The 12,105-nt window shown below is 44.8% G+C and carries 10 protein-coding genes; 2 read left to right on the forward strand and 8 right to left on the reverse strand.

Annotated features, from left to right (window positions below):
* Window positions 1-2: 2 nt before the first annotated feature.
* From NE665_RS15055 to NE665_RS15075, 5 genes are all read right to left on the reverse strand, one after another.
* Window positions 3-173 carry a hypothetical protein gene (locus NE665_RS15055; protein ID WP_002609472.1) on the reverse strand — a complete coding sequence of 57 codons (171 nt, stop codon included), beginning with the start codon at window positions 171-173 and terminating at the stop codon, window positions 3-5.
* Complete coding sequence (gene gnpA, locus NE665_RS15060; RefSeq protein WP_117443652.1) at window positions 173-2,344, reverse strand: 1,3-beta-galactosyl-N-acetylhexosamine phosphorylase; 2,172 nt, start codon at window positions 2,342-2,344, stop codon at window positions 173-175. Before gnpA ends, NE665_RS15055 begins: the two co-directional genes overlap by 1 nt.
* Window positions 2,345-2,357: 13 nt before the next feature.
* Window positions 2,358-3,224, reverse strand: coding sequence for a carbohydrate ABC transporter permease (locus tag NE665_RS15065; RefSeq protein ID WP_117443651.1), 867 nt, complete (start codon window positions 3,222-3,224; stop codon window positions 2,358-2,360).
* 12 nt (window positions 3,225-3,236) lie between these two features.
* Entirely contained in the window at window positions 3,237-4,118 is an 882-nt protein-coding gene (locus tag NE665_RS15070; protein ID WP_002609468.1) for a sugar ABC transporter permease, read from the reverse strand.
* A gap of 73 nt (window positions 4,119-4,191) precedes the next feature.
* Window positions 4,192-5,526, reverse strand: coding sequence for a carbohydrate ABC transporter substrate-binding protein (locus NE665_RS15075; RefSeq protein ID WP_117443650.1), 1,335 nt, complete (start codon window positions 5,524-5,526; stop codon window positions 4,192-4,194).
* Window positions 5,527-6,083: 557 nt separating this feature from the next.
* Here NE665_RS15075 and NE665_RS15080 point away from each other — a divergent pair.
* Together NE665_RS15080 and NE665_RS15085 are read left to right on the forward strand one after the other, a co-directional pair.
* A complete protein-coding gene (locus NE665_RS15080) occupies window positions 6,084-6,485 on the forward strand; it encodes a hypothetical protein (protein WP_117443649.1) in 402 nt (133 codons plus the stop codon).
* Window positions 6,486-6,599: 114 nt separating this feature from the next.
* Window positions 6,600-8,057: an arylsulfatase gene (locus tag NE665_RS15085; RefSeq protein ID WP_117443648.1), complete on the forward strand. Its 1,458-nt coding sequence runs from the start codon at window positions 6,600-6,602 to the stop codon at window positions 8,055-8,057.
* Window positions 8,058-8,505: 448 nt separating this feature from the next.
* On the opposite strand, the gene NE665_RS15090 is transcribed toward NE665_RS15085, so the two are convergent.
* The 3 genes from NE665_RS15090 to glmM all read right to left on the reverse strand — a co-directional run bounded on the left by NE665_RS15090 (window position 8,506) and on the right by glmM (window position 12,088).
* Window positions 8,506-9,906, reverse strand: coding sequence for a HAMP domain-containing sensor histidine kinase (locus NE665_RS15090; RefSeq protein ID WP_117443647.1), 1,401 nt, complete (start codon window positions 9,904-9,906; stop codon window positions 8,506-8,508).
* Entirely contained in the window at window positions 9,906-10,571 is a 666-nt protein-coding gene (locus NE665_RS15095) for a response regulator transcription factor (protein ID WP_347285930.1), read from the reverse strand. Before NE665_RS15095 ends, NE665_RS15090 begins: the two co-directional genes overlap by 1 nt.
* 182 nt (window positions 10,572-10,753) lie before the next feature.
* On the reverse strand, window positions 10,754-12,088 hold the full coding sequence (gene glmM / locus NE665_RS15100) for a phosphoglucosamine mutase (protein WP_117443646.1): 1,335 nt from the start codon (window positions 12,086-12,088) through the stop codon (window positions 10,754-10,756).
* Window positions 12,089-12,105: the final 17 nt, after the last annotated feature.

The raw sequence follows: 12,105 nt of genomic DNA on the forward strand, positions 1-12,105 counted from the left end.
TCTTATTTGTACTTTCGATTGTATACATACAGCTCTGCGAGCAGTCCGGCCAGTCCGGCAATCTCCAATCCCAGATTTCCCAAACCAACGGTTTTCTGTCCGATGACGATCATGCCAAGGAACACAAAGAACAGAACTGCCATGATGATATTCTTCACAATATTGGTTTCCATTATTTCATCACCATCCATCGTATTTCCCCAGGCTGCAGTGTCGCATGAACACAGTTTCCTTCTCCGTCATACACACCGGTTTCCTGGATTTCATTTGTATTATTCAAAATTGCATACTGCTTGGACTGCGGATACGCATGTACCTCACAATACAGGTTATCCGCATACCATTTCTTGAATGCTTCCTCTTTGTTTGCCGCATAATAGAGGGAACGCAGCAAGATTCTGGTATTCTGCGTGCTGTATGGAAGTCCTGCGATATATACACAGCGTCCTTTTCCATACGCATGAGCCGCCATGTTTACTTCCCCATCGTTATACGCGATGATTTCCGTATCCTCATACAGCGCATAGATATTTTTCATACCTTCTCCGAAATTCAGCGGCTCCACAACATCCTCGGTTATGAAGTGATTGTCTATCGGTGTATGGAAATATTTATCTGTATGCAATGTGAAGCCAAGCTCCTTATCCACACCGAACGCATCTGCCATCTGGAAGAAACGTCCGCCATGCTCACAGGCCGTCGGCTCTCCGATTCCTACCAGACCATGTCCATTGTAGACCCATGCACGCAGCATACTTACCAGTGCTTCGTTTTTCCATATATCCCCGCCGGAGAATGCCGTATGCGCATCTCCTGCATTGATGATAACATCGATATCCGCAGGTATGCCATGCTCCAGCAGCTCATCAAAGCTGATAAAGACAACATCGACGCTGGCTCCGCTCAAAGATTCCAGCATACCGTTATAGGAGTAAATCTGTTTGCAGTACAAACCATGCGCCACCATGTAGGCATGCCAGCTGCGCAGCGCACCCCAGTGATTCAGGATTGCCACCTTCAGCCCACAATACGGTGTCTGATCATGTACAATATCATAAATCTGACGGAATTCCTCGCATACCTTTTCAATGTATTCGACAAATTTCGGAAACTTATAGGCAAGGCTTGGATAGCCGCCATAGCCAATGCGGTCAATCGGCTTACGCATGATGGCACGTCTGGCACTCAGCCAGTTATCCACTGCTTCAATCACCGGATCATTTCCTTCATGGAACGTGTCCGGGAAGAAATAGGGAAGGAATCGTCCTTCGTGATACCTTACGCCGGGAATATCGGAAATCAGGCGAAGGGTTGCACCGCCGCCGACACTGCCCACCACGGCATCCAGTCCGATGGAAGGAAAGTATTTTCCATACGGCTCGGTACCAATCCAGTTATCACCGAGAAACATCATTGCTTCTTTACCCGCTTCATGTACCAGATCCACCAGTTCCTTTGCCTTGGCACTTACAAACCGTTGGGTAAAATCAATATACTCCTGATATTCCTTTGTCGGAACACAGAACGTGGAATTATAATAGCCGTTTTGTACAAAAACCTCCGGGCGCAGGCGATAGCCCTTCTCCTGTTCAAACGCCAGTATCGCTTCCGTAGATACACTGGCACCATAGCCGCACCAGTCTACAAATTTTTCCTTCGCATATTTATTGAAAATCAGCGTGAAGTGATAGAAGAACGTTGTGAAGCGTACAATATCACAGCGCTTATTTTCTTCCTCCTGCAGCCAGTGCTTCAAATATTCCACAACATAGCTGCTGCTGTACGGCTTGCGTACATCAAACGGTATTTCATGAGGCTTATCGCCCCAGTCATTGGTGATATGATTGTACATCTGTGTCGGATCCCAGAGAATATATGCCAGAAAGCTGACCGTATATTCGTGGAACGGCTGTGCATGATGCACGATAACCGTATGCTGCATTTGATCCAGCTCCCAGTCATCTGCGGCAATCACAGCCCCGCTGGTACGGTCGATAACCTCCCACCATTGCTTGGGATCATGGTCATAATCCGGTGTGACCTGCTGATCGAAGTATTCTTCCGCAAATGCAATACAGACATCAGCTTCGGTTGCCAGCGTATATGCACTCATCAGATAAATCTGCTGGCATTCCTCCATGTGCTGTTCAGCGAATTCATTATGCCCTCTGGCTACGAAATATGTGGTATATATCTTCGCATCCAGATTTCGGATTCCTTCATCAAGCTTTGTGCCGTCGCTGTCACGAATCGCATCCGCACCCCAGCGCTCCAGCAAATCCTTTGTTTCTTCCAGAAAATTGCTTTCTCCAGGCAATGTTACTCTGCCGAATGTTTTTTTCATAGTCGTGTAACTCCTAATCTTTCAGACCTCCAAGGCTCATACCCTGGGTCAGTTTCTTCTGTACACAGATGTACAGAATCAAAGTTGGTACCATAACGATAACAAGACCGGCATACATGACACCGTAATTCGCCTGCGAGCGCTGATCTGCCATCAGGAATTTCAACCCGACAGCCAGTGTCGCATTATCCTTATCCATCAGGGTAAATGCCATGATATACTCATTCCAGAACGCCAGGAACTGGAACAGAATAACGGTAATGATACTCGGTCTGGCCATTGGAATCATAATCTTCGTCATTGTCTTGAAATAACCGCAGCCATCAATCAATGCTGCTTCCTCATATGCCTTCGGCAGCGTCTTGAAGTAGCCGCTCAGCAGATAAATCGTAAACGGAAGACTGGTTGCCGCATTCACTAATGCCAGCATGACCTTATTATTCAGGAATACCTCCACACCGAGCAGCTGATCTGCCTGAAACAGCATCAGATAAATCGGCAGCACAATATAATTTACATTGACAAACAGGCCTGCCATAAACAAGGCATTGAAGAATTTCTTACCCTTGAACGGATATCTTGCCAGAACGTAGGATGCAGGCAGTGCCAGCACCAGCAGGAAAATCAGACCAAGCACGGTAACAAATACGGAATTGATGAAATACTCTCCCATGCGGGCCTTTTCCATCGCATCAACGAAGTTACTACAGAGGAACTGCGTCGGCATGGACCATGGATCGCCAACCAGATCCAGCTGTGATTTCACACTGGACAGGAATACCCAGGCAACCGGTACAATGATGCTGATGGCGAATACGATCATCGCCACATAGACGAATATCTTATACCAGGCATGAGAAGACATTTTTTTCTTATTCATAGCTCACACCTCCTAGAATTCCAGAACATCACGTTCTGTGATTTTGTTCAGTAAACCGGACAGGGCGAAGGAGAAGATAAAGGTGATGACACCGATTGCCATACCATAGGAATAATTTCCTCCAAATGCCTTGTTGTACATATAGTTCAGCGGTACTTCACTTCCAAGATCTCCATTCGTATTGATCTGAATGAACATGAAGCTTAGATTGATCGTGGAAATAACGAAGAAGGTCAGTGTCGTTCGGATATTGTTCCAGATGAGTGGAAGTGTAATCATGAAGAACTGTTTTACCTTTCCTGCCCCTTCCAGAGCAGCCGCTTCATACAGGTTTTCCGGAATCGATGACATGCTGGCCATATACATAACCATATAGTAGCCGATTGCCTGCCATACCAGTGCAAAGATGATGGAATACAATATGATACCGGAATCTCCCATCCACTGCTTCTGCAGCATACCAAGACCGATCATTTCAAGGAAGCTGTTTAACAATCCATTATCAGGTGCATAAATTGCCGAGAAGATACCGGCGATAACGACAATACTTAAAATATTAGGAATATAGAAGATGACACGGAAGAAGTTTTTTCCTTTGAATTCTTCCCTGGTCAGCAAGGTCGCAAACAGAACAGCGAGTACAACGGTAAACAGCGTCACCATCACAATGATCAGAATCATGTTCTGCATGGATTCAATAAAACGTGAATCGGTAAATAAAATTTTAAAATTGTTCAATCCTACAAACGGGGCATCGCCGACGATTCCCGTTTTCCCGTACAGAGAGTAACGGAATACGTTGAAGGTAGGAATCACCATAAAGAGAATCACAAGAATAACGGCCGGTGCCAGACAGGCAAAGACAAATCTTCTCTGTGCTTTCTTTTTATTCATTACTTAACCCTCCTTTTCTAAAAAGCAGTGAGCGATTCGCTCACTGCTAGTTCAATAAATCATGCTCACAAATTTATTTTACTGGATGCTCACTAATCGTTTTCCAAGTTTTCACTAATTCACTGTTCCACTTTTCAGCAGTAGTCTTACCAGTATTGATATCATCAGCTGTGAAACATAATACTTTCTTCATGTCTACATCAGGGATAGCTGCAGAGTCAAATGGTGCAAATGCGCCGATAACTGCAGTAACATTCTCGTCATTGTATACATTATACAGCTCTTTGTTAACGCCTGTCAGCTTGTCTGTGATACCGTTTACAGGTACAACACAGTTGTATTTCAGCATGATGTTTGCGCCTTCTTCAGAATAGATAAATTTCAGGAATGCTTTTGCATCGTCCTTGTTCTTAGCTTCGGAAGGGATCCAGCACTGTTCTGTAAAGGTTGTGATGGCTTTCTTTCCGTCTTTTGTCAGTGCAGGCACTGCGCTTACGCCCCATTTGAAATCCTTTGGAGTTGTAGCTTCCATTTCACCAACTACCCAGCTTCCGTTTGGCATGAACAGAGCCTTACCGTCGATAACAGCCTGCTGGTTCTTTGTAAATCCGTCTTTTACGTTAGCATTTGCAACCGTATTTGGTTCCATGTAATCTTTTACAAGACGTCCGATCGTATCGGTAACTGTCTTACCTTCTTTTGTTTTCCAAGCTTCAGAATCGTAGTTCAGCAGCTTGCTCAGCAGATCCTGTCCGCCGGCTTCCTGAATAACGGAAAGGATCGTGTTATCCAGATATCCTGCTGTTGCATACGTAAACAGAGAAACCTTGCCTTCTTCTTTCAGCTGGTCACCAAGCTTGAACATATCATCCCAGGTCTGAGGAATTTCATATTTCTTTCCTTCTCCAACCAGATTTGCATTGTAATATAAACCACCAGGTGTATACATGATTGGTGCCAGATAGTTCTTGCCGTCACCGTAGAACTGAGATACCGGGTTGTTTACGAAATCCGGGTTGATGTTTTTCTTCACGTTTTCATCTGCGAATACATCAGAGATGTCTTCCACCTTTTTGCTGTTCAGCTGCGTTTCTGTAAACTGACTCTGCTGTCCCAGATTGTAGTAGACGATATCAGAATATTCCCCTTTGCTGTTTTCTTTGTTCAGAACTGCTGGTAAGTCCTTTTCAAAACGAAGCTCTACCTTAACATCTGGATTTTTCTTTTCAAACGCTGCTGCCATTTCCTTCCAAACTTCTTCACCGTTTCCTCCAGAGAACGCATCAAATTTAACGATACGTTTTTCGCCGTCACCGCTAGAAGACCCGTCATCCTTCTTGCTGCTGCAGCCTGTAACAACGCTTGCGGCCATTAACCCAACACAAGCAAGTGCTACCATTTTTTTCATAATGAATTTCCTCCTTCATCTGGATATGTTTTCCATACCTAAATATTACTGAATGTAAGCGTTTTATGCAATGCATATATTGTTCTATTTTTTATAGATATTGCTTTTCAAACGCTAAAATGCAAGATTTTGAAATTCTTTTCAAAAATAACATTTCTTACATTTGTTTACAATCACAGACAACCATAATTATATAAGATAAATCGAAGAAAATAAACATCATTTAGAACAATATTCTTCTATTTCTTGAAAAATACAAATATTTCATCCAAAATATGCCAAAATACAAGAATTATATATAAATTAGAAATCTGTATTCTCCCTCTGCGCTATGTAGGAAAAGCGATGCAGCATTCCTCTGTTTTATGATGGAAATGAGAATAAAGAAGAAAAAGCGGGCTCCCCTTGCTCTGTTGTATGCATATACATCCCTTGTTATTCTGCAACTAAAGATACGCCTTCTCCATAGCGCCTGAACCTTTTGATAAATTCTTCCTCTGTTTGCGATTGCATCCTATTAAAATGTTATACTATAGATAGAGAAAGGAGGAATTTTCATGAAATACATCAGTTATCTCTATTATCTTCTATATCCTTACCTGCTTCTGCTTATGCAATCCCCCATTCATGCGGCGTACAACAGGATGACACAAACATATGATCTCATTGACTATCAGATCGTCTTCGGCACAATTTATACCCTGATCGGTATTTCCGTGTTCCTCCTGTACCGCTGTTACCAGTATATACAGCCGCGCTTTCGCTATGGGATAGAGCTTTTCAATTTCATCATTCTCGGATTATACTATTACAGCTTTATCAGTGGGAATCAGCTGCTGCCTGTATTTTCCATGCTGCTCAGCACCAGCTACGCTCACGGACTGACCTTCATCTATGCAGGCTTTATTCTCTGTGACTTTATTCAGGCCGCGATCACAAGGCTTCACCCTGCTGCCTGATGCACACACCCTGCAGATTTCTTGTCCTGTTTTTTCATATAATTGCCGGATCGCTCATTTCACATTTTCTTTTTTTCAGCTTTCCTATATAATGAACGGGTAGAAGGTGAAAAAATGAAACAGAATATGAACGTATTATTAGTCGTCTGCGATCAGTTTCGCGGAGATGCTTTATCCTTTGCGAATCATCCGGATGTAAAAACCCCGTATTTAGATTCCCTGGCAGCGGACGGCGTCTTTTTCTCTCATGCTTATTCCGCCACGCCAAGCTGTATCCCTGCCCGCGCTGCCCTTATGACAGGCAGAAGCCAGGAACGACATGGACGTGTCGGCTATCTTGATGAGGTGGAATGGCGCTATCAGCATTACATGGCGGAGGAATTTTCAAACAACGGCTATCAGACACAATGCATAGGAAAGATGCATGTACATCCGCCCAGACTCACCTGCGGTTTTCAGGGACTGCAGCTTCATGACGGCTATCTGCGCTGTTATCGCAATCTGCATATCCCCCATTGGATGCATCAGGACGTCAGCGATGATTATTTACAGGAGCTGCGCAATGCGCTGGGGGAAGACGCAGACATCAATGCAAGTGGTGCGGAATGCAATTCCTGGGTGACGCATCCCTGGATATACGAGGAACGCCTGCATCCGACCAACTGGGTGGCTGATAAAAGTATACGCTTTTTAAAAACACGAGATCGCACCAGACCATTTTTCCTCATGTCCTCCTTTGTTCGTCCGCATCAGCCCTTAGACCCTCCAAAAGCATATTTTGATATGTATAAGGACAAAGACCTGCGCTCACCGGCAAGCGGTGACTGGGATTGCCAAAATGGTAATGGTTTGGCTGGCAGAATTTCAGACTCCATTTACGGATGCTGTGATGCCGCTATGCGTAAGGATGCCATGGCCGGCTATTATGCAGCAATCACCCATGTCGATCATCAGCTGGGGCGCATTCTGACAGCGCTGAAGGAAGATGGCAGCTATGACAATACGATCATTTTGTTTACCAGTGATCATGGAGAGATGCTGTTTGACCATTCTTTATGGCGCAAGGTCTTTCCATATGAAGGAAGCATCCATATTCCGTTCCTGCTGCATATCGGAAAAAATATCGCAGATATCGTACCACATACCGTTAACGGCATCACAGAGCTGCGCGACGTCATGCCGACCCTGCTGGACCTGTGTAACCTGCCGATTCCTGAAACCGTGGATGGCAGCTCCTTAAAGCGCTGTATCCTACAGGAAGCGGAAGCTGTACGAAGCTATTTGCATGGAGAGCACAGCTTTCATGATAAGCTCTCCAATCATTACATCGTCACAGAGCAGGATAAATTCATCTGGTACAGTGAAACCGGAGAGGAACAATACTTTGATCTGCGTCAGGATCCGCAGGAAACACACAATGCCATACAGGATGTGAAATATCAGACACGCATCGCACAGCTTCGTGATATTCTCATTCAAAAGCTGCAGGATCGCGAAGAGGGATACAGCGACGGCACAAGGCTGATCTGCCGCAGGCCACAGGACCTCCTGCAAAATGTTCATGATTACTAACCGCATCATGCTGCGGTTTTTTTTATGCCTTAGCGAAATCAGCCGCTGTAATCCCCTTTTTCGGACAGCTACCGAGAAAGCATACCTGTGCACAAGGCGGTCATCCCTGCACATCCTTTAACAAGTAACAATATACTGTGAATATTTACAGCCGGTAAGCAGAGGACACATAAAAAGCTCTGCCGCTATCCAAGGTGCGATCCTTTCTATAATTAGAAGCACACGGTCTTCAAAGCATACCGAGACTAAATTATATACAAGCTCTTGAAGCTGCCGATAAATGGGATATTTTTTAGCATTGAACATGTATCCTCTCACCCTTCCACAATTTTTCTACCATGCAAATAAATGGATGGCATCCTCCTTTCGACATATAGCAATAAAAAAGGGAGGCTAATTTCAAGCTCTCCCAATGTTTGCTTTTCGTATCTTTCCAGCAGCCACACAGCTATCTTCCTTTTTTCACCGGCTTTTTCGGCTTATAGATACGGAAGATTACACCCTCAGCCATATTTTCACCGACAACCTCATAACCGTTGGCACTGACTACCTTTGCCACAATCGACAGACCAAGGCCGAATTTTCCACCCTTGCCCATTTCATATGGCTTAAACAGCACCTTCAGACGATCCTCATCCATACAAGGTCCGTCATTGGAAATCGTCAGACCCTCCTCCTCGCTCAGATGAATATCAATCGTAGTTTTCGCATAGCGCAGCGCGTTTTCTATGATATTCTCCACAACAACACGCCACGGCTCTGCCAGTCCGTCAAAATAAACCTCCTCCAGATCTGTCAGAATCTGAATATCCGAACGGATGAATCTGGTGTTCTGTACAACTGTTTCCACGATTTCCTCCATATTGGAGCCGATCCCCTCACAATCCTGGGAAATCAGATATTCCACGCGATTCATGAACAGCAGAGAATGTACCTTCTGTTCGAGACGGTCTGCATTTTCAATAATAACATCGACACTTTTCTCCAGTGTATCATAGGGATAAATGCCATCCTTGATGCTTTCTCCATAGCTTTTGATTGTCGCAATCGGCGTTTTCAGGTCATGCGAAATATTGTGTATCATTTCTTCCTTCGTCTTTTCCTGCTTACGCAGCTCTTCCCGCATACTCACAAGTGCATCCGCCAGCTCACCGATCTCGTCACGACGGTTTACACGCAAATCCGCATCCTTGCCAAGCTTGACACGCTCGATGTAGTTACGTATCTGATTCAAAGGATGAATCAGTGTCAATACCCACATCATCATAATGATGAAGAAGAATCCGACAACAATGACGGTGATATAGACAACACTGTTGATCAGAGAGTTTTCCAGCTTGCCCATATTATCACTGTACATCTTGCTAACCAGCAGCTGGTCATCCGCCACCTTGTAAATACTGTAGTAGGCATCCCGATCTCCACTGACCTTCTTCACGATACCATGATGAATCTTATCCCCTGCTGTATAGCGGGCATTGACATTCAGAATGTCCTGTGCAATGGATTTCCATTCTGTACTTTCCAAATCCATATCCGAGGTATTCTTTCCTGCCAGCGTGACATGCGTTGTACCATCCAGCGTCCTGTTTACCCGCACCATAAAAATATCAATACCGGCTGCAGAATTGATCAGCTGCCGCTGCTCATCACTGGTATCGTCGCTTATTGCCCAGCTTTGCAGCGTGGAATCCAGTGTACCGTACATCTGTTCACGAATCACCGTTGTAACATTGCCGTTGATATAGACAAAGAAAAACACCGCAAAAAATGTCACAAAGAAAAAGATCAATGCAAACAGCTGCTGTGTCAGTGACAGCCGTTTGACAAATTCATTGAAACGCTTCATTATCCTAAACGGTATCCGTAACCGTAAATGGTATGAATGTTCAGATTCGGAAGCTTCTTACGCAGTCTTCGCAGGGTATCATCCACAACACGGTCACTTCCGAAATAATTTTCCTCCCATACACTTGTCAGAATCTTATCCCGGTTGAACGCCATTCCTTTGTTTTTGATAAACAGCATCAACAAATCGAATTCCTTTGTTGTCAGATCGATTTCCACGCCGTGATCAAACACCTTGCGCTGTTCCTCGTCCAGCTCATAGCCGTCAACCATGATCCGGTTATTGTCATCCTTATAGACACGCTTGATGACATTGTTTACACGCAGCACCAGCTCCTTGGGAGAAAACGGCTTCGTGATATAGTCATCACTACCTTTTTCCAGACCGATGATACGATCAAATTCCTTATCTCTTGCAGACATGAAAATAACAGGGATATCCCTCCCCTGCAGGCGGATTTCCTCAATCAGATCAAAACCGCTCTTGTCATCCAGCATGATATCCAGAATCCATAAATGCACATCGTCATCCATCACATGCGCACTCGCTTCTTCATATGTATAATAAGAACGTACTTCATAGCCTTCCTTTTTCAAATACTGATTCACCAGGTCGTTGATGGCCTTTTCATCCTCGACAACGCAGATTACTTTCTTCATTAACATCACCTCATACTCCTATTTTAGACTAAATTATGTGAAAAAAAAAGCTATTTTTCAAAGTAGCTGCTTTTCACATGGATTTCTCACATTTGCCGCTGTGTTTCCGTTCATTTTCCGACAATTCTCGACATTTCCCGGGAAACATAAAAGGACCCTCCCAATGGAAGATCCTTTCACACAGTAAGCTATAGTCCCTTTTCTTTGATAAAATCTACAATACGGTTGACATATTCCGCACACAGTTCATCTGTTTTGGCCTCAACCATGACACGAACCAGCGGCTCCGTACCGCTTGGGCGAACCAGGATTCTACCTTCATCCCCCAGCTCCTGCGCTACCGCATCCACCGCCGCAAGCAGTTCTTTATCTTCCAGTGCCGCATGCTTGTCATGAACCGGTGTATTGATCAGCAGCTGCGGATAAATAAACAGATCCGCACACAGCTCTTTCAAAGACTTCTTCGTATCCACCATGATTTCCAGCAGCTTCATTGCGGTCAGAAGCCCGTCTCCGGTGTTTGCATGTGCATTGAAGATGATATGGCCACTCTGTTCACCACCGATGGAATAATCATGCTCCTTCATACATTCAAACACATATTTGTCACCGACAGCCGTCTGCTCATACTTCAGCCCCTTGGCCTTTAGTGCGTGATACAAACCAAGGTTGCTCATCACCGTGGTTACGACAACATCATCATGCAGAATTCCCTTATCGTACATATAGCAGCCGCAGATATACATCGTGTGGTCTCCATCAATCAGATTTCCATCCTCATCGACAGCAATCAGACGATCCGCATCTCCGTCAAAGGCAAAGCCGACATGATAATTGCCTTCCTTCATCATGCTCTGCAGCTCCTCTGGATGTGTAGAGCCGCATTTGGTATTGATATTGATACCGTTTGGCGCAGAATGAATCACCTCTACCGTTGCCCCCAGCTCGCTTAACGTTTCCGCAGCACAGCTCGTTGCACTTCCGTTTGCCAAATCCAGCAGAATGTTCATGCCGGTAAGATCCATCGGAACGATTTCCTTCAGCCAGGATTCGTACAGCTCCAGCCCCTCATCCCATTCGATCACACTCCCGATTTTTTCATTGTGTGCGACTTCAATGGACACTTCATGGTCGATATACTTCTCAACCTCCAGCTCAACCTCCGGATTCATTTTGCAGCCGTCTCCATTAAACAGCTTAATTCCGTTGTCATGGAACGGATTATGACTTGCGGAAACCATGATTCCACAGTCGAAATGCTCCTTCTGAATCAGATAGGAAACCGCAGGAGTCGGACAGACTCCCAGCAGATATACACTGGCTCCGCAGGATGTGGCACCAGCTGCCAGACCCATTTCAAACATGTCACTGGAAAGACGCGTGTCCTTTCCAATCAGAATCTTCGCATGGCGGTTTTTCCCGTAGTACCATCCCAGGTACTGTCCGATTCTCACCGCCATATCCAGTGTCAGTGTATCATTGGCGCGTCCTCTGGCACCATCTGTTCCAAAATACTTTCCCATATGTGTTACTCATCCTT

The organism is Clostridium sp. DFI.1.208, assembly GCF_024463855.1.
Taxonomy (GTDB): Bacteria; Bacillota_I; Bacilli_A; order Erysipelotrichales; family Erysipelotrichaceae; genus Clostridium_AQ.

Bases quoted from the DNA above. Each gene is read 5' to 3' on its own strand.
- NE665_RS15095 (WP_347285930.1), bottom strand. From the start codon at position 10,571: ATGTTAATGAAGAAAGTAATCTGCGTTGTCGAGGATGAAAAGGCCATC.
- NE665_RS15090 (WP_117443647.1), bottom strand. From the start codon at position 9,906: ATGAAGCGTTTCAATGAATTTGTCAAACGGCTGTCACTGACACAGCAG.
- NE665_RS15070 (WP_002609468.1), bottom strand. From the start codon at position 4,118: ATGAATAAAAAGAAAGCACAGAGAAGATTTGTCTTTGCCTGTCTGGCA.
- glmM (WP_117443646.1), bottom strand. From the start codon at position 12,088: ATGGGAAAGTATTTTGGAACAGATGGTGCCAGAGGACGCGCCAATGAT.
- NE665_RS15085 (WP_117443648.1), top strand. From the start codon at position 6,600: ATGAAACAGAATATGAACGTATTATTAGTCGTCTGCGATCAGTTTCGC.
- NE665_RS15065 (WP_117443651.1), bottom strand. From the start codon at position 3,224: ATGAATAAGAAAAAAATGTCTTCTCATGCCTGGTATAAGATATTCGTC.
- NE665_RS15055 (WP_002609472.1), bottom strand. From the start codon at position 173: ATGGAAACCAATATTGTGAAGAATATCATCATGGCAGTTCTGTTCTTT.
- NE665_RS15080 (WP_117443649.1), top strand. From the start codon at position 6,084: ATGAAATACATCAGTTATCTCTATTATCTTCTATATCCTTACCTGCTT.
- gnpA (WP_117443652.1), bottom strand. From the start codon at position 2,344: ATGAAAAAAACATTCGGCAGAGTAACATTGCCTGGAGAAAGCAATTTT.
- NE665_RS15075 (WP_117443650.1), bottom strand. From the start codon at position 5,526: ATGAAAAAAATGGTAGCACTTGCTTGTGTTGGGTTAATGGCCGCAAGC.